Origin of the sequence: Parabacteroides leei (assembly GCF_023369805.1) — a bacterium.
Lineage (GTDB): Bacteria > Bacteroidota > Bacteroidia > Bacteroidales > Tannerellaceae > Parabacteroides > Parabacteroides leei.
In genome coordinates this window covers 133,829-153,002 of the sequence record NZ_JAMBQG010000001.1, presented here as the reverse complement: position 1 = coordinate 153,002, position 19,174 = coordinate 133,829, and the positions used below count along the sequence as shown (strand labels likewise).

11 protein-coding genes are annotated in these 19,174 nt (G+C 41.9%); 8 read left to right on the top strand and 3 right to left on the bottom strand.

The genetic code is table 11. The features are described from left to right. Nucleotides 1–52: 52 nt before the first annotated feature. Nucleotides 53–2,929, bottom strand: a complete 2,877-nt coding sequence (locus tag M1P97_RS00640) for a glycoside hydrolase family 3 C-terminal domain-containing protein (protein WP_249388114.1) — start codon at nucleotides 2,927–2,929, stop codon at nucleotides 53–55. 202 nt (nucleotides 2,930–3,131) lie between these two features. On the opposite strand from M1P97_RS00640, the gene M1P97_RS00635 reads away from it, so the two are divergent. From M1P97_RS00635 to M1P97_RS00605, 8 genes are all read left to right on the top strand, one after another. Further along, entirely contained in the window at nucleotides 3,132–6,212 is a 3,081-nt protein-coding gene (locus M1P97_RS00635) for a SusC/RagA family TonB-linked outer membrane protein (protein WP_195373069.1), read from the top strand. 53 nt (nucleotides 6,213–6,265) lie between these two features. Further along, nucleotides 6,266–7,801 (top strand): RagB/SusD family nutrient uptake outer membrane protein, encoded by a 1,536-nt coding sequence (locus tag M1P97_RS00630; RefSeq protein WP_195373070.1) that lies wholly within the window; start codon nucleotides 6,266–6,268, stop codon nucleotides 7,799–7,801. Nucleotides 7,802–7,915: 114 nt separating this feature from the next. Continuing rightward, the gene (locus M1P97_RS00625) at nucleotides 7,916–9,547 is read left to right on the top strand and encodes an SGNH/GDSL hydrolase family protein (protein WP_249388113.1); all 1,632 of its coding nucleotides are present in this window, start codon (nucleotides 7,916–7,918) and stop codon (nucleotides 9,545–9,547) included. Continuing rightward, nucleotides 9,548–9,940, top strand: a complete 393-nt coding sequence (locus M1P97_RS00620) for an SxtJ family membrane protein (RefSeq protein ID WP_195373072.1) — start codon at nucleotides 9,548–9,550, stop codon at nucleotides 9,938–9,940. A gap of 28 nt (nucleotides 9,941–9,968) precedes the next feature. Then, nucleotides 9,969–10,118: a DUF5989 family protein gene (locus M1P97_RS26410; RefSeq protein WP_195373073.1), complete on the top strand. Its 150-nt coding sequence runs from the start codon at nucleotides 9,969–9,971 to the stop codon at nucleotides 10,116–10,118. A gap of 11 nt (nucleotides 10,119–10,129) precedes the next feature. Continuing rightward, complete coding sequence (locus M1P97_RS00615) at nucleotides 10,130–11,980, top strand: carbamoyltransferase family protein (protein ID WP_249388112.1); 1,851 nt, start codon at nucleotides 10,130–10,132, stop codon at nucleotides 11,978–11,980. Nucleotides 11,981–12,027: 47 nt separating this feature from the next. Beyond that, a complete protein-coding gene (locus M1P97_RS00610; protein ID WP_195373075.1) occupies nucleotides 12,028–13,284 on the top strand; it encodes a glycoside hydrolase family 71/99-like protein in 1,257 nt (418 codons plus the stop codon). A 130-nt stretch (nucleotides 13,285–13,414) separates the two neighbouring features. Beyond that, on the top strand, nucleotides 13,415–15,982 hold the full coding sequence (locus M1P97_RS00605) for a hypothetical protein (protein ID WP_195373076.1): 2,568 nt from the start codon (nucleotides 13,415–13,417) through the stop codon (nucleotides 15,980–15,982). A gap of 17 nt (nucleotides 15,983–15,999) precedes the next feature. Here M1P97_RS00605 and M1P97_RS00600 read toward each other — a convergent pair whose 3' ends face one another. Next, a complete protein-coding gene (locus tag M1P97_RS00600; protein WP_195373077.1) occupies nucleotides 16,000–18,381 on the bottom strand; it encodes an ABC transporter permease in 2,382 nt (793 codons plus the stop codon). Nucleotides 18,382–18,394: 13 nt separating this feature from the next. After that, on the bottom strand, nucleotides 18,395–19,093 hold the full coding sequence (locus M1P97_RS00595; RefSeq protein ID WP_249388111.1) for an ABC transporter ATP-binding protein: 699 nt from the start codon (nucleotides 19,091–19,093) through the stop codon (nucleotides 18,395–18,397). Nucleotides 19,094–19,174 lie beyond the last annotated feature (81 nt).

Here is a 19,174-nt window from a genome sequence, read left to right as displayed (position 1 = left end):
CCAGCAGAATGTTGCCCCCACTAAAATATTTGTCAGTTTTTTCATGCTATAATTATTTATTCGTTATAAGTCGAGCACTTTTATATTTAGTTGTAAAAAGCAATTCCTGGTATTCAGGAGTAGACAATTCAAAACAGATTTGCTTTTCTTCGCCCGGAGCTAGTTCATAATGCCGGACATCCCCTTGCCGGATACCATCGATATACATCATCACTTTACCCGTATCCATCAAGTTTCCCTTATTTTTTACGGTAACCAATGCATATTTCTTTTTCTGCATCAGATTATCCTCTACTCCTGCTACACGAATATCGAAATCAGCCCCGAATGCGTAAGGATATTCAATCGTCGTATTCACACCTTCTTTATCGTTGTTGAACCCGACACTGTCTTTTATTTTATCGGCAGCCACATAATCCGGACTTTTCCCTCCTACCATGATCTTAAATTCTCCTTTTTCGACCACACGGTCCATCTGATCATTCAAGAGCGATAATTCATATGGAGTCAAGCTGAAAGATACTACTTTCGATTCACCCGGTAACAGGTGCAGGCGGGTAAAATCTTTTAATTCCATCACACGTGTCTTTACACTGCCGTACATATCGGTCACATATAATTGAGCGACTTCGTCGCCCGCTACTTTTCCGGTATTCGTCACTGTAGCCTGTACATTCACATTTCCGTCCGGTTCGACACGGGTTTTCAAATCCGAATAGCTAAAAGTCGTATAACTCAATCCAAAGCCGAAATGATAGAGGGGCTGGAATTCTATATCCACATAATCATATACCCGACCGGATGTTTTGAAATTATAATACAACGGCAACTGAGCAGCATCCCGTGGAAATGTCATCGGTAAACGCCCGGCAGGGTTATAATCACCAAACAAGACATCTGCCGTTGCCGGTCCGCCTTCCTGTCCCGGGAACCAGTTTACCAGGATCGCATCACAATGCTCCGCTGCATAAGTCAGATTGTACGGTCGCCCTACCTGAAGAATCAAAACAACAGGTTTTCCTGTCGCACAAACGGCTTCCAGCAATTTCTGCTGATCGCCCGGCAAAACCAAACTGGCATAATCGCGGTTCTCCCCACTGGTCTGCTGGATTCCTGACAGGGCTTCGCTTGTGGAACAGTCCCCTAGCACTAAAACGGCTACATCCGATTCATTTGCAGCACGGACCGCCTTTTCAATATCCGTATTTGTCTTATGGAAAAATTCACACCCTTTCTCATAAATTACCTGCGTCTGCTTGCCTACGGCAGCCTTTATTCCAGTCAGAACGGATTTTAATTGTCCGGGCTGCAATTTCGGTGTATAATCACCCGGCTGTAAATCATCTGCCCCCGGACCAATAACAGCTATACGGTGAACAGATTTAGACAATGGCAATGTTCCGGATTCATTCTTCAGTAAAACCATCGATTCACGGGCTGCCTGGCGGGCGATTTCTTTATGTTCCGGTGTGTTCCATCCGGGATAAATTTTATCCCAATCCAACAATTGAGACGGATTGTATTCAAACAGACCGTTACGGAACATCGTGCGAAGCATTGTACGGCATACAAAGTCCAGATTATCCATATCGATCTGTCCGTTCTTTGCTGCTTCTATGACTGTTTTGTCATTATATGTATCGCCGCAATTGGTCGCGATTCCGGCAGCCAGTGCTTCATTGGCAGCCTCTATCTTATCTTTTGCCGTATAATGCTTTTTGGACGTCATATTGGAAATAGCCCCGCAATCGCTCACAATAAAGCCGTCGAATCCCCATTCATCACGCAGGATACCTTTTAACAATTCCTTGCTCTTTGCTACCGGAACTCCCTGGTAATCGGAATAAGCCATCATTACGGACTGGCAATCGTAATTACGGATCACATGCCGGAAAGGAACCAGGTGTATTTCCCGCCATTCCCGTTCAGACAATCCGATATCGTGAGAATCACGTCCTCCAAGCGGTGCACCGTGACCGGCAAAGTGTTTCGGAGTCGTCCAAAGCCCTTTGGACTGGTACCCTCTGATCCAGGCACCTCCTATTTCGGAGACTAACACTGGATCTTCACCGAATGTCTCTTCACAACGTCCCCAACGGGCATCCTGTGCCACATCCAATACCGGAGACCAAGCTTGTTTTGCATGGGCACTGACTGTCTCATCTCCGATGACTCCTGCCACCTTTTCGACCAGTTGCTTATCCCAGCTTGCACCCATCCCGATTGCCTGCGGGAAAATAGTAGCTCCACTGCCGTAAGAAAAACCATGGACAGCCTCCACTTTCATAATAGCCGGAATTCCCAAACGGGGTACTCCGGGAATCCCCCAGCCTTCACGTATCAACTCCATTTTCTCTTCGGTTGTCATCTGTGACAATAAATTCTCCACACGGTCTTCTACCGGGAGATCCGGGTCCATATATACTTTATCTATTGAAATGCCATCGCTTTTCTCTTGACTTTTGGCAAAGGCAACCCCTACCTCCTGCAATGAAAGTGCTGTTTCTGATGATCCTTTCCAGTCCATTTTTATATGTGCACCATATTTTGGTGAGAACATCAGTACAAATTTGTTCTTATTCCCTTTCACTGAATATTTAATCGGTTCACCCAGGTTCATCGGATCATACGTAATAAACAGATCCAGCATATTGCGTAATTCATCTTTGGTAACCCCGTCTGCATGTATTGTCAGTTCTTTCACATCCCCTGGTCGTTGTAAAGAAAACATCAGCCACTGCCCTGCCGACAAATCTGCCGGAGAAAGCATCCAGGATGTCTGCAAATCACCATCGAACACACGACTCACACTTCCAGCGTTGGACGATGCCGCGACCGATGCAACCTGACTTTGTTGTGCATGGCCTGATAAACAAGAAAACAAGCCCAGCATCACACACCATTTTAGTTTTTTTATTTCTATATTCATGATATTAAGATTGAGTACGCTGCAAAACTACTGTTCCACCATTAACAGAACCGCGAAAACGACCTTAATATGGAATTAAAATCCGCATAAACTATATTAATCGAATATTAATTCATTTTTATAGCACTGTTAAGCAGGAATTAATAAGTTTATTAATAGCCGCCCGCTTACTTTACTTCCGTTAACGCAAATAAAAATTAATATGAAAAAAGATTATCACAAAGAACGATTATTTTTTCAAAGAGCTGGTGCCTTGGCATTAGCACTGTCTCTGTCTCCGGTCTTATATGCTGCTGACGTTAATCCGGCAGTCGGTCCGAAGATTCAGAATGAAATTATGCAGGAAAAGAAAATCACAGGTATTGTCTATGACATAAATGGTGATCCGATTCCTGGCGCTAGTATTATTGTGAAAGGAACTACCATTGGTACAACATCTGATATGGACGGTAAATACACGATCGAAAACGTTCCGTCAGGAAGCACTTTAGTATTTTCTTTTATCGGTATGCAGACACAGGAAGTTCCTGTTTCCAACCAATCACAAATTAATATTACAATGAGTGAAGAAGCAATCGGTTTGAATGAAGTCGTTGCGATCGGTTACGGTGTTGCACGTAAATCTGATGTGACCGGTGCCAGCAGCTCATTGAAATCAGATGAATTCGTAAAACGTCCGATCACCCGTATCGAACAAGCGATGCAAGGTACGGCACCCGGTGTACAGGTTGTCAGTAGCAGCGGTATGCCCGGCAAAGGATTAAACGTTAAGATCCGTGGTGCAAACTCTATCAAAGGAGGAACAGAGCCATTATATGTGATCGACGGACAAGTGGGGGGCGACATTGCTTCTTTAAATCCCAATGATATCAAATCAATGGAAATTTTGAAAGATGCATCGGCCACAGCTATTTATGGATCACGCGGTTCGAATGGTGTCGTGCTGATCACTACTAAATCAGGTGAAGCAGGCAAAACTAAAATTAATTTCAATGCCTGGTGGAGCCAGTCGAGCATCGCCAAACACCTGGATCTGATGGATGCCTATGATTTTGCCAGAGTGGTTAATGAAACAAATATCTCGACCGGAGGTTCTGCCGCCTTTAACGAGACCCAGTTACAGGAGTTCAAACAATGGGGAGGCACAGACTGGCATAAAGAGATCGAACAAAAGCCGTGGACCCAGAATTATGACTTAAACATGTCCGGCGGTTCCGAGGCAGCCCGTTACCGTTTGTCTTTTAACTATGTAAATCAACCCGGTCTGATCATCAACCAGTATTACAAGAAAGCGAACTTGCGTGCAAACTTAGATTTGAAGCCTTACAAATGGTTAGATGTAAAAGTGAACCTCTCCTATCTGCAACCTCAAAGCCGCAACACGGATTATCAGGGAGACTTGACAGACCCGTTCGCACAAGCAAATATCTGGGATCCGACATCACTTGTCCGTGACCCGGAAACCGGAGCTTATATCAAGAACTCGACGTATGGTTCAAACGGTTTCAACCCTGTTGCCCAGGCAGAATCCCAGCTGGAAGATTATACAGCGACCCTGGTAACCGGTATGGGACAGTTGACGGTTCACCTTCCGATAAATGGTCTGACATTTACGACCACAAATTCGTACACGCGCAATAACACGACTAAACAGTCTTTGCGTGACTCCAATACAGATGAAGGTATGGTAAACGGAGCGCGTGCCACCGTTAAATCGCAAAAGATCATTTCCTGGCAAAATAGTAATTATTTTACTTACCAACGGACTTTCGACGACCATTCATTGACTGCCACTTTATTATATGAACAGTCTCAATACGAAGAGATCTGGCATCAGGGGGAAGCCAGAAATCTGTCTACCGAATCTTTGGGATATTATAACCTTGGATTAGGAGCCAGCCAGCAGACGACTTCCGGATATACGGCCGATGCCCTACAATCTTATATGGCACGCGTTTATTATTCTTTCAAAGAGAAATATATGGTTACAGCCAGCTGGCGTATTGACGGATCTTCCCGCTTGACAGACAAATACAGTAATTTTCCCTCTGTCGCTTTAGGTTGGAACATTGCAAAGGAAAAGTTCCTTGAAGATTCTCCGGTCATTTCAGGTTTAAAGATCCGCGCCAGCTACGGTCTTACAGGGAACCAGGCAGTCGGAGCTTTTGCTACAATTCCAAGAATCAAGGTGGATAAACCTTATTTCTTCGATGGCGTTACGTCAAGTGTAACCACTCCGTTAGGGGCTCCGACCTCCTCCAGTCTGAAATGGGAAAAAACCAAACAAACCGACATCGGTATCGATGCTTCATTCTTCAACGGACGTTTGACTTTTACAATGGACTTGTATAATAAAGACATTACCGATCTGCTGTACCAATATGATTCTCCTTATTATATGGGAGGCGAAAGCTATGACCGTAACATGGGCAAATTAAATAACAAGGGTATAGAACTGAATATCGGTGGTATCCCTCTCAGTAACAAGGATTTCACCTGGAGTACCAATTTAACATTCTCTTTGAACCGCAACAAAGTGGTCGATCTGGAAGGTCTGGATAATGTACAAGTCAATAACATCGGTTCTGCACAATCCGGAATCTCTTATCTGAAAGTAGGACGTCCGCTAGGAGAATTCTATGGCTACAAATTCCTGGGTACCTGGAAAAGTAGTGAAGCTGAAGAAGCAGCTAAGTTTGGTATGAAACCCGGTGATGCACGTTATGAAGATGTCAACGGTGACCATGCTTATACATCAGACGACATGCAGCGTATAGGTAATGCAACTCCTGATTTCACCTTTGGTTTCAGCAATGACTTAAAATATAAGAACTTTACATTGAATCTGATGTTTTACGGATCTATCGGACAAGATATTTATTCTCAATCCATGGCTTACATCTGGGGCGGTCAGGGACAGGCAAAATCACCGACTACCATGGAAGCACTGAACATGTGGACCCCGGAACATGAGACTGACAATCCTCATTTCAGTAATACGAGCAAGAACTTCATCAACAGCAGCCGCTATGTATACAATGGCAGCTTCGTCAAACTGAAGAATATCGCCTTGAATTACACAGTTCCGCAATCTATTACTAAAAAACTCTTCGTAGACAATCTGGAACTGTATGTCAGTGCACAGAACCTGTTTACCATCACAAGCTATCCAGGATATGACCCTGAAGTAAATAACGGAACAAACGCACTTACCCAAGGTCTTGAAATGGGTGTTATTCCGAATCCGAGATCATATACATTTGGTATCCGTGTCGGCTTCTAATTCTGAAATAAGACAGAAACAAGTTTAGTTTAGTAATTCAAAAAAGAAATATCATGAAATTTAAATATTTAGCATTCTCGTTATTATCTGTGGTATCGCTGGCCGGATGTCAGGACCTGAACGAAGATCCGAGAGCGGACCTGACTCCCGATACTTACTTTAAAAGCCAGTCTGACCTGGACGGCGCCGTAGCTTCTATGTTCCGCGTTTTGGCCGTAGACGGATCATGGGGATTTACCAGTCGTATGACTTCATATTTCGGTGCTGACGATTTAACAACCGACCCGGGACTGAATAAAGAAGACATGCGCGAATTCGACCGTTTGCAGGGAAGTGCCAATAACTCAAGCCTGGTAGCACAATGGGAAGGTCCCTGGAAAGCGATCTACCAGGCAAATAATATCCTTGCAAATTACGAAAAAGTAGAAAACTCTACAGAAACTGCAAAAAATGAATCGGCAGGAGAAGCACTCTTCATACGCGGATTATGTTACTACTATTTAGTCCGTACATTCGGGGATCTGCCTCTGATAACGGCACCGATCGATGTGAATGAAAGACCTGCCAGAGAACCTGTAACGACTATTTACGAACAAATTATTACAGACCTGAAAGAGGCTATCAGTAAATTACCGGAAACAAGTATTCCGGGAAAACCCAACCAGCTATCATCCAAAGCATTATTGGCGGATGTATATCTGACAATGGCAGGATGGCCTTTAAAAGACGAGTCCAAATATGCCGAATCAGCCAGTATGGCTAAAGAGGTAATGAATTCCAATGCCTATTCCTTACTTTCAGATTATCTGGAAGTATTCCAGACAAATAATCATTCAGAAGTTGTCTTCGCCCTCGAATACAATGTCGACAATGGGCTGCCCCAAAGAAGTTTCGGTTCTTCCTGCGTGCCTCTGGAAGAAGAAGCATTGAACGGACAAACCGGTTGGGATGATTACTACTCTGAAATCAATTTTTATAAGAATGCACCAAAATGTAAACGGACGGACGAGACATTTTATACAACATTCAAACTGTTAAATAAGGAAACGAAGACATTCGATCTCGTACCCTGGGATTCTCCAAAGACACGTGTACAACACCCATATTATAAAAAATTCCGTGCAGGTCTGGGCGGGGACGGTGTAACCGAAACAGAAACAGAATTGATCTCTATGAATCCGAGTACAAACAAAGCGCTGGATATTATTCGCTATGCCATGGTGTTACTGAATTATGCAGAAGCATCCTGTATGGCAAACGGGGGACCTACAACTGAAAGTTACAGTGCAATCAACGAGGTCAGAACACGTGCCGGACTTCCGAGTCTGACTTCCGGACTTTCACAAACAGCATTCCGCGACTCAGTCGTTTACGAAAGAGCTTATGAATGTGCCGGTGAATTCGGAACCCGCTGGTTCGATATCGTCCGCCTGCAACTATTACCGCAAGTAATGGCAGCTAGAGCCACAGAAAATGAGAATGAGCTGAACCCGACTTATAAAGCGGATCCGTCAACCCGTTATCTGGCCCCGATACCATTCAAGGAAATGGTCAGAAATCCGGCGTGGTCACAGAACACAGGATATTAATACTCTATTGATTTTCTAACTATATAAAGTCGTCTCATAATAACCGTGATGGTTATTATAACAAGAAACTGCCACGGTTATTATGAGACATTTTTATCCTTAAATCATATTTCTTTGAAAGAGTCTGAAAAACATATTACTCCTAAAGTAACCCAGTTATTCAAAATGATTGCGGTTTTATTGCCTTTTCTGTTGATTGGCATACTGGAATTTACGCTTCGTCTTTGTAACTACGGCTATGATCTAAGCCTTTTTACCGAATTTCCCGGAGATAAAAGATTCCTGATGTTCAATCCGCATGCTTCCCGGAAATATTTCCCTACCCCTGATTTTGCAGCTGTTGGGAACCAGGAACTTTTCAAAAAGAAAAAAGAGAATCATACATTCAGGATTTTTGTTCTCGGAGAATCCACAACAATCGGATATCCTTATTTTCACAACGGTTCTTTCCACCGCTGGTTATTATACCGGCTTATGCATTCTTACCCGGACAAACAATTTGAAATCATCAATCTCTCATTAACAGCAGTCAATTCCTATACTGTACGTGGATTTGCTAAAGAACTAGCAAAATTCCAACCGGATGCCGTCTGCATCTATTGCGGACAAAACGAATATTATGGTGCTTTGGGCATCGGTTCCTCCCAGTACATCGGAAGTAATCCGGAACTGGTCCATTTCATAATTTCATTACGCCAGCTACGCACAGTTCAACTTTTAACCAATCTTTACTACAAAACATACGGATTGAATACAAAAGGTATGAAACAGGATGTCACCCGCATGGAAATGATGGCAGACAAACAAGATATACCCTTTCAATCTGATCTTTATTACCAAGGTATTCATCAATTCAGAGTGAATATGGATGCAACATTCCGTATTCTGCAAGACCAACATATACCTGTGTTTATTAGCAATCTGGTAAGTAATATAAAAGACTTGCCACCCTTTATCAATGATTCAACCGATTATTATGAATCAGCCACACTAGCCCTGTCAAAGCAGGATTATCCGTTAGCCGAAACCTACTTCATTCAGGCCAAGGAACATGACAAATTACGGTTCAGAGCTCCGGAAGCATTGAACAACATCATTGACAGTCTCTGCCGGATTTATCCGGATATTTTTCTGGCAGATACCAGGAGCGAGTTCCGTAATCATTCCGAAGGCAATCTCCCGGGAGATAATCTATTTACAGACCATGTACACCCGAACCTTACCGGCTATTATTTAATGTCAAATGCTTTTTATAATGCATTACAAAGCAGCAAACTGCTACCCGTAACAAAAAGCGAGTTGACCGAAAAACAACTGGCTGAAGAAATGCCTGTTTCAGTCATCGATTCTTTAGCGGGAAATCTTCGTATCCAAAACCTGAAAGGACACTGGCCTTTCAATGACAAACGGTATAAAACTCTTACCATCCCGGAAAATAATCCGGAAGAAATTATGGCTGCCAGGCTATTCCGCAAAGAAATCGGATGGCTGAACGCACATAACCAGCTATATATTTATTACAACAGGCTGAATCAAGTAGACAAAGCTCTTTCCATTGCCGAAAGTTCTGTTCTGGAATATGCTGAGGATCCTGCTTTTTATGAAAAAGCAGCTATCGATAATGCGAGAATCGACCGGATAGAAAAAGCGGCATTCTATATGAGAAAAGCCTGTATGCTGGCTCTGGAACATCAAAAGGTCCATTATCAACAGGCTCTGAATTATATCAATAAAAAAAGAATATAAATGAATAAACGAATTACATACCCTATAAGCAGACAGCAGAATACAGAATTCGGTCTTGTCCTGGTTCTGGTTTGTTGCCTGTCGGCCTATTTCACAAATGAAACACTTTTTTTAGTCGCTGCTATCGTATTATGCCTGATTGCTTTATTAAAACCGGATATTTTCACTCCGGTTGCCAGAATTTGGTTCAAACTTTCAGAAGCACTAGGAGGTTTCATCTCGATTTTATTACTCAGCATCATTTTCTTCTGTATAGTAACCCCGGTTGCTTACATCAGGAGACTGAATAAAAAGGATAGTCTGCAACTCCATGCTTTTAAAAGAGATAAGCAATCGGTTCTCACGGAGAGAGATCATCTTTTTGAGAAAAGTGATTTAATAAATGCATTCTAAAACCATTTAAAGAAAAGGATATCGGCTCATGGAATTCATAAAAGAATTATTTCATTTCCTGAAAACAAGGAAGAAATACTGGATGATCCCACTCATTCTGGTCTTATTACTTCTGTCTCTATTGATCGTCTTAACAAGTGGCTCTGCACTTGCTCCTTTTATCTATACAATCTTCTAACTTCTGCTTTTATGAAAAAAACAGCAGTCTTAGGTATATCGGCATATTTCCATGACAGTGCAGCCGCATTAATCGTGGACGGGAAGATCGTTGCTGCTGCTCAAGAAGAACGGTTTTCCCGAATTAAACAAGATAAGAAGTCTCCGACAGAAGCCATTCGCTATACATTGGAAGAATCCGGCATTACATTCGAAGAACTGGATGCGATCGTCTTTTATGACAAGCCTTTTCTAAAATTTGAACGCTTGCTGGAAACATATCATGCTTTCGCACCAAAAGGTCTGCGCAGTTTTATTAAAGCCATTCCTGTATGGATAAAAGAAAAACTGTTTATGCGCAGTATGATCCGTAAAGAACTATCGTTTTTCGGAGTTACAAAAGCTCCACTCCTTTTCTCCGAGCATCATTTATCTCATGCTTCCAGTGCTTTTTATCCTTCTCCATTTAAAGATGCTGCCATTTTAACTGTCGACGGCATCGGAGAATGGGCTACGACAACAATCGGCATTGGTAATTCCGACGGTATCCGTATATTGAAAGAGTTGCACTTTCCTCATTCTGTCGGCCTGTTATATTCGGCTTTTACTTATTTTCTCGGATTCAGAGTGAATAGCGGAGAGTACAAATTGATGGGACTGGCACCTTACGGAGAAGAAAACGAAGAAACGGAGACTTACAAAAATAAAATCATTGACCAGCTAGTTGACATCCGTGAAGATGGTTCAATACTCCTCAATATGGATTATTTTAATTTTGCAACCGGTTTAACGATGATACAAGCCCGCAAATGGGAAAAACTTTTTGGTTTTCCGCGGCGAGAGCCCGAATCGGAAATAAAAAAAGAACATATGAACCTAGCTTTTGCGATTCAACAAATTACTGAAACAATTCTAATTCGCCTGGCACAAACAGCCCGGCAAATCACTGGCTGTCAAAATCTGGTCATGGCTGGCGGCGTTGCACTCAACTGTGTAGCCAACAGAAAACTGGAATCAACGGGGCTTTTTCAAAACCTATGGATTCAGCCTGCATCTGGAGATGCCGGAGGAGCCTTAGGAGCGGCTCTGGCAGGATATCACATTTATCTGGAACATCCTCGGTATCTATCCGAAGGAAAAGATATGATGAAAAATGCCTATTTAGGACCATCTTACTCTGACCATGAGATAGGATGTTTTCTGAGTAAACAGGCTGCCCACGCCACTTATTATAATGATTTTCAACAGTTGACTAAGACTGCCAGTCTGTTATTGGCTGAAGGAGCCATTATCGGATGGTTTCAAGGGCGGATGGAATTCGGCCCGCGTGCGTTAGGCAACCGGAGTATCCTGGGTGATCCCAGGAACCCGGATATACAAAAGACTTTAAATCTGAAGATCAAGTTTAGAGAAGGATTCCGTCCTTTCGCACCTTGTGTAATCGAAGAAGATGCTCTGCTCTTCTTCGATCGGGCAAAACCATCTCCCTATATGCTTTCTGTCACACAAATAAAAAAGCAACATCAGTTTCCTGTAACTTTTAGCCAGGATGATGATTTGTACAAGCGGCTTTATCAACCACGTTCCATTCTGCCTGCCATCACACATATGGATTATTCAGCACGGTTACAAACGGTCAACAAAGTATCTAATCCCCGGCTTTATCAACTATTGGAAGACTTCAAGGAAGAAACCGGAATAGGAGTCCTGGTCAATACATCCTTTAATGTCCGGGGAGAACCGATCGTCTGCAGTCCGCAAGAAGCATTTGAAGACTTCATGTATTCAAATATGGATTATTTGGTTATGGGGAATTTCCTTCTGGCGAAAAAAGATCAGCCACAGTCGGAAAATAAAAGAGAAAGGAAGATTAAGCCCGACTAAGAACCCGAATTGCAATATATTGTTCAATCATTTAAAATATTCAGATCATGAAAAAAAGCATTTACTTACTCCTCGCTTTTCTAATATTCGGCAGTGCCGGATATGCCGCGGGAAACAAACATTCCAAAACAACCAAGTACCCGTCTTACAAGGGACTTGTAATGGCCGGTTATCAAGGTTGGTTCCGCCAACCGGACAAAAGCATGATGTATCCGGATGAAGAACATACCCGTATAGATATGTGGCCGGATGTCTCCGAGTATGAAAAAACCTACCCGACAGGATTAAAACTAAAGGATGGGACAGCTGCCCGTTTTTTTAGTTCAAAAGATAAAAGTACGGTTGATCTGCATTTCAAATGGATGCAGGAATACGGACTGGACGGTGTTTTTATGCAACGTTTCTTCAGTGCCGCACAACCGGGGGCTGAACGTAATATAGTACTAAAAAATGCCATGGAAGCAGCTTCCAAATATGAACGGGCAATCGGTGTCATGTATGACCTGTCCGGTTTAAAAGCATCGGGACAAGATTGCTCGTCACTGATTGAAGACTGGAAATACCTGGTAGATTCATTAAAAGTTACCAATCAGTCCGGAACACAGACCTACATATTTTTCAACGGCAAACCACTGGTTACAATCTGGGGTGTTGGCTTCCCCGACCGCCCTTACGATATCCGTAATATCGGATTAGAACGTTTTATCGATTTCCTCAAAAACGATCCTGAATATGGAGGTTGCAGCGTTATGCTGGGAGTTCCGACATTCTGGCGTGACCTGAATGCCGACTGTATACATGATCCGTACCTGCATACACTGATCAAACAGGCTGACATTGTTTTACCATGGATGGTACAACGTTTCACACCGCTTCTTCATAATGACATGGACCGTTACCGTGATGTTATTCTTGCCGATATGGAATGGTGTAAAGAAAATGGCATAGACTATGTTCCTTGTGTTTACCCCGGATTCAGCTGGCATAATCTAAGCCGTTTCGAATTTCCGGATGACATAAAACCCTCCGGTTCCATCCCACGACAGGGAGGCCGTTTCTTCTGGCAACAAATCTCCACTGCCATCAATGCCGGAGTAACAATGCTCTATGTAGCCATGTTCGATGAAGTGAACGAAGGAACTGCGATATTCAAATGTTCCGATAATCCTCCGGTTGGAAAATCTATCCAATTTATCGACATGGACGGTATGCCTTCCGACCATTATCTCTGGTTAAGCGGAGAAGCAGGAAAAATGCTTCGCAAAGAAAAACCATTGAGTTTCGGTATGCCGAAACGTAACTAAAAACAGATTATTAACAGAATGGCCGGCTGAGACAGCCGGCCTCTTTAATATCATTATGACAAAAAAGTGTTAGGGAATTATCAAAAAACATGTATATTTGCTACACACTAGATAATACCGAATAACTGAAATGAAAGCACTGTTAATTATATGTCTATTACTCATTACGGAATTATCACATGCCAATGCGGTTGATTATGGATTGTTTATCCAGGCATATCCATCAGAGAGAGTCGATTTTTCCAGTCTGATACTGGAAGACGGAGAATCGATCAAACTGGGAAAAGAAACGAATCTTTCATTCAATATGTATATTCGTGAAGACAACATTTTCGGATTGGTTTTCCGTATCCTCACTGATAATAACGAAAATATCGACTTAATTTTTACACCAGGCGACAATAATGAACGTTACCCCATGCTGGTCATAAATGAATCGACCCATCAACTGCCGCTGACTACCAAATGCAATACGTGGATTCCCGTCGAGATTTCCTTAAATACAGAAACCGGAAATGTCAGAATGTTATATGGAACAACAGAGATATCCACACCCGACGCCTTGTCAAAAGCAAAATCTGCGAGAATTAGCTTCGGTATATCCACATTCAAAGACTTCGAAATATCCGAAGTCGCGTCCGTTAATCTTAGAGATATAAAAATTGTACGGGATAAAGAACTAATCCGCTATTGGAAACTGAAACAACATGCACGTACTATTTGCTACGACTCTGTCAATCATATTCCGGCACAGGTTATCAACCCGAAATGGTTGATCGATAATCATGTAAACTGGGAAAAACTATACTCTGGCAATATTCCAGAAAATACATTGTTTGCTTTCAATCCTCAAACAAGTGAATTCTATATAGTTCCGGATTCCAAGGAGATTCAGGTTTTCAACACAGAAAAGAAAACTCTCAGCATCATCAAAGTGGAAGGGGGAAGTGTTGCCGCCAATGCACCCAACCAACTATTATACGATGAGAAAAGACATTTATTATTATCATACAACATCGATGAAAAGACGCATTCCACCTTTTCTTTCGAAACCAATCGATGGGATCACAGTGACAAACCGACAATGGAACACCGGTATTGGAACAATACAGCCTGTTATTCACCTGAAGATTCTTCGATCATCTCTTTCGGCGGATATGGTTTTTATAAATACACAAACGAACTGATTAAATTAAAGCCCTACAATAATACAATTGAAAATACGATCACACTTTCAGATATCGATCCCCGATATTCTCCGGCATCCGTGATCGTCGGGAACACACTCTATATCTTTGGCGGCAGAGGTTGTAAATCCGGACGTCAGGAATTATACCCTCACTATTATTATGATCTATACGCCGTAGATCTCGGCACATTAAAAGTACAGAAGATATGGGAAGCCCAGAATGTCAAAGTTGATTTTCTACCTGGCGAGAACTTGTTTTATGACAAAGACAATGATTGTTTCTATGTCTTCGCTGTCAAAGAAAAAGGAGCTTTACTGAAGATCGATCCTAAAAATAAAGAGTTGGAAGAAATAACCCTGCCGCTCGGAGAAAACATGGAATCTCACTATGTCTATACTAATTTATTTTATTCCCCCAAGAATAATAAACTATTTGCTTTGATTAATAAGACCAAAGCAGACAAAACATCGTCAGTATCCATCTATTCTATCTCTTTCCCTCCCCTTTCGGTCAATAGTTTGTATCAGGGAAAAAAAGAGGGAAAATCACAACTTCCGGCTTATATCGGATACATGATCGGCCTTGTTATATTAAGTACGGGAGTATTTTTCTTATCCAGACAGAAAAGGAAACAGCAGACAGAGCCGGAAAAAGTATCTGGGACAGTAATGCCGGTCGAATCGGTTATAACAGAGATGTCGGACCAACAGGAAGGGCTTGTCATACCACAAACAGAACCTCAGCAACCTTATTACGACTTTTCCAAACAAAGTATTCGCTTCTTAGGTAGATTCTGTGTAAAGGATAAGAACGGAGAAGATATTACCGATCAGTTCACTCCTATGTTAAAACAGTTGTTTGTTTTGTTGATCCTTTTCACCGTCAAGCAGGAAAACGGAATCTCCGGCTCTAAGCTGATCCAATATTTGTGGAGTGATAAAATAGAAGAATCGGCAAAGAACAACCGAAATGTATATTTAAGTAAACTACGTGTTCTGGTCGATAAAGTAGGCGGTATCGAAATTATCAGTAAAAACAGTTTCTGGACAATCCGTTTCAGTAAAGATACAGTTTGCGATTATGCAGAAGCCATGCGTTATTTGAATGAAATCATGAACGAGCAATCGTTAAGCCAGAAAAACTTAAATAAACTGCTGGAGTTATTATTACGCGGCACGCTGCTTCCAAACCTAGAAACCGATTGGGTGGATAACTTTAAGAGCAACTTCTCTAGTCAGACCATCGATATCCTGACCCGTCTGCTGAATGATAAAACGTACGATTTCGACAATAAATTTAAATTGCAGATTGCCGATACGCTTTTCCTGCATGATTATATCAATGAAGATGCACTATATACCAAGTGTTCTATTCTTTGCAACTCAGGCAAGCGAGGGCTGGCTAAAAACATATACGACAACTTCTGTAAAGAATATCATAATCTACTGGATACAGATTATAAATATTCTTTATCAGATGTCATCAACAGGGGTAATACCTTGCTTTAATTTTCAAAAAGTCAGCCTTACTCCGTCTTTATCGACTTTACCGGATTGGCAATAGCAGCTTTCAGCGACTGGAAACTTACCGTCAGAAGGGCTATCAGGGTGATCAGCAAAGCTACTCCGGCAAAAATATCCCAACCGAGCTCGATACGATAGGCATAATCTTTCAGATAATAACTGGAGGCATAAAATGAGACCGGGATACCTATTATAAAAGCAATCAGTAAAAGTACCATATACGCTTTCCCCAACAGGAAGAGTATATCTGTTATTTTAGCTCCCAATACTTTTCGGACACCAATCTCTTTCGTTCGTTGCTCGGCAGAGAAAGCACTTAACCCAAATAATCCTAAGCAAGAAATGAAAATAGCCAGGACCGCAAATAAAGCCGATAACTTTTCTATCAGACGCTCATCTCCGAACATTTGCTCGAAGCGATCAGTCATAAGAGTCGGCTCGAATGCGTGATACGGCGTAAAGGAACGTAATACTTTTTGTATCCGGCCTATAGCCTCAAATGTATCTACATCCGGTTTCAGACGGACAAACAAATATTCAGTCCTTTTGGGACCATAGCAAAATAACACCGACCCAGGATGAAGCGCATAAAGATCCTCGAATACAAAATCTTTCATTATGCCGACTATCTCCCATTTATTATCCGGTGACTGGCCGAGTTTACCTCCTATACGTCCTTCTTTTCCCATTCTTTTTGCAAGGGTCTCGTTAATAAGAACGCCTCTGCTGCCTTTCTCATTTCTTTTGGCAGGATCAATATCGGTTCCATCAATCAGTTTGATCCCGGCAGCATCAATCAAGCCATCCGACACAAAATTGAAAAAAACAGATGTATCATCGTTCGGGTCTTTCCCATTCCAATACCAGGGATTTGTTCCCAGATAGGACTTCAAAAGCGGACTACTTGAGAATCCACAGTTTTCTACCATACCTGTATTCTTTAATTCATTTTGCACAGCAGAAGATGAATTACATAATTCTTCGGTGACAGGGAAATGTATCAGATTTTCTTTCTCTATTCCCAAATTACGTTTTTGTGCCAACTGTATCTGAAGATAGATAACAAAGGTGATACTAATCAAGATAAATGCCATCGTAAACTGAAAAATAACCAGCCCCTGGCGGATCCATGCTGCTCCTCCTGTTTTACTAACTTTCTGCATTTTCAAAGTGATCAGCGGATTGAAAGAAGACAGATATAAAGCCGGATATCCACCAGCCAGGAAAGTACAAAACAAACCTATTGTAACCAGTCCTGTCAGAATTACCGGATTGAAAAGGTTAAAGGTCAGCTGAGCTTCTATAAATTCGTTAAAAAAAGGCAAACTCAACCAGATTAACCCGATCGATAACAAAAGAGCAATTGTAATGATTATTCCCGACTCCATCAGAAATTGCCAGATTAGGTATTTCCGCTTGGTTCCGAATGTTTTTCTGACCCCGACTTCCAATGCTCGTTTCTGTGAACGTGCAGTCGATAAATTCATAAAATTAATACACGCGATAACCAGAATAAGTATACCGATCAGGAAAAAAAGATAAACTGTTTTAATATATCCTCCACCTGTTTCCACCCCATTCTCAAACTGCCCGTACAATAACTTTCTGTTGAGAGGATAAAGGAATATTTGTAAAGAATTATAATCCTCACCCTCTTTTTGGTAAGCCAACCCTTTTAGTTTTTCATTCAATCGGTACAGGTCGACATTGGGTTGTAGTTCGACATAGGTTTGCAACCAGGAATACCCCCAACCATCTATATCAAAATATTTTCTCTGAGCCTGCTCCGAAACACGAAAAGGAATCACCCACTGAAACTGAAAGGAGGTATTATCCGGCATATCTTCAAATACTCCCGTCACCTGATAGATAGTACCTTCATTGATCAAGCCCTTACCTATCGGATTATCCTTCCCATAAATCTTCCGAGCCATCGAACGACTGAGAATGATCGAATATTGCGGTTCGAAAACATAGGAAGCATCACCATACAAGAATTCCATACCGATCATATTAAAGAGAGTGGAGTCGGCATAAGCTCCTTTTTCTTCAAAAGAACTGGTTGTATTTTCAGGTATGAAAACCAATGTTTCATTATTATATCTTGCACTGCTTTTCACTTCGGGAAACTCATCATCCAATGCTTTTTTCAACGAATTATTCGATTCGAAATAAGTATCACATTCATTTGAAGCGGAGAAATAGTTGAATGCACTGACATATATATTCGGTGAATTGGATATTGCCTTATTAAAATTCACCTTACTCTCGACCCAAAGGAAGATAAGCGCTGCCGAAGTAATTCCGATTGCCAGCCCGATGATATTCAAAAAACTATATGTTTTGCTCCGGAAAATGATCCGGATAGATCTTCTTATATTCATTAGTATTACTTTTTTAGTTTGTAGTGTAAGCCAATTCTTTCAGGAAGTTTTCCGTAACCGGTTTTCCATCCAACATGTGAACGACACGATGACTGTAACGGGCATCATGTTCGCTGTGCGTCACCATAACGACGGTAGTACCCGCATCGTTGAGAGATGTCAATAGGTCCATGATTTCCAGACCATTCTGGCTATCCAGATTGCCGGTCGGCTCATCTGCCAGGATCAGTTTCGGGTCATTGACTATGGCGCGGGCAATTGCCACCCGTTGCTGCTGTCCACCGGAAAGTTGTGACGGGAAATAGTTACGGCGGTGATTAAGCAGAACGCTTTTTAAAGCCTTCTCCACTTTCATTTTCCGCAAAGAAGCCTTCATTCCGCAATTCTCCAGGGGTAATTCAATATTCTCAAATACGGTAAGTTCTTCGATCAGGTTGAAACTCTGGAAAACAAACCCTATATTCTCCCTCCGCAAGTCACATCGTTTATTTTCATTCAGGCCGGTCACTTCGACACCATTAAGAAGATAAGAACCCGAAGTCGGATCGTCGAGCAATCCCAGGATATTCAATAAAGTGGATTTACCACATCCCGAAGGCCCCATGATAGCAACAAATTCATGTTCCTTTACATGGAACGACATATTGTCCAGCGCAATTGTCTCTACTTCATCCGTCCGGTATACTTTTCTCAAATCATTTATTCTAATCATAGTCTTATAAGTTATTCAGCATATTACACATAATCAGGAACAAGTAGCGTACCAAAACATTAACACTCTATCTATTAACCT

Coding starts and splice junctions, on each gene's coding strand:
- M1P97_RS00600 (WP_195373077.1), bottom strand. CDS start 18,381: ATGAATATAAGAAGATCTATCCGGATCATTTTCCGGAGCAAAACATAT.
- M1P97_RS00620 (WP_195373072.1), top strand. CDS start 9,548: ATGAATAAACGAATTACATACCCTATAAGCAGACAGCAGAATACAGAA.
- M1P97_RS26410 (WP_195373073.1), top strand. CDS start 9,969: ATGGAATTCATAAAAGAATTATTTCATTTCCTGAAAACAAGGAAGAAA.
- M1P97_RS00605 (WP_195373076.1), top strand. CDS start 13,415: ATGAAAGCACTGTTAATTATATGTCTATTACTCATTACGGAATTATCA.
- M1P97_RS00635 (WP_195373069.1), top strand. CDS start 3,132: ATGAAAAAAGATTATCACAAAGAACGATTATTTTTTCAAAGAGCTGGT.
- M1P97_RS00615 (WP_249388112.1), top strand. CDS start 10,130: ATGAAAAAAACAGCAGTCTTAGGTATATCGGCATATTTCCATGACAGT.
- M1P97_RS00630 (WP_195373070.1), top strand. CDS start 6,266: ATGAAATTTAAATATTTAGCATTCTCGTTATTATCTGTGGTATCGCTG.
- M1P97_RS00595 (WP_249388111.1), bottom strand. CDS start 19,093: ATGATTAGAATAAATGATTTGAGAAAAGTATACCGGACGGATGAAGTA.
- M1P97_RS00610 (WP_195373075.1), top strand. CDS start 12,028: ATGAAAAAAAGCATTTACTTACTCCTCGCTTTTCTAATATTCGGCAGT.
- M1P97_RS00640 (WP_249388114.1), bottom strand. CDS start 2,929: ATGAATATAGAAATAAAAAAACTAAAATGGTGTGTGATGCTGGGCTTG.